The organism is Candidatus Nanopusillus massiliensis, from assembly GCF_920984865.1.
In genome coordinates this window covers 199,436-199,635 of sequence record NZ_OV100765.1, presented here as the reverse complement: position 1 = coordinate 199,635, position 200 = coordinate 199,436, and positions in this window count along the sequence as shown.

The following is a 200-nucleotide window of genomic DNA, read 5'->3' as shown; positions in this document are numbered from 1 at the left end:
AATCATTTTCCATTTCTTTTGTTATAGATGGTTTTACTTTTTCTAATGCAGATTTGAAATCATCCATTGTAATTTTTATATCTTCTTTTTCTAATTCTTTTAGTGCTTCTTCTTCATTTAGTCCTTGTTTTCTCTTTGATTCATATGACAATCTTATCCTATTTNNTGAAGCCTCTTTTACAAGTAATTCTAAATCTAGC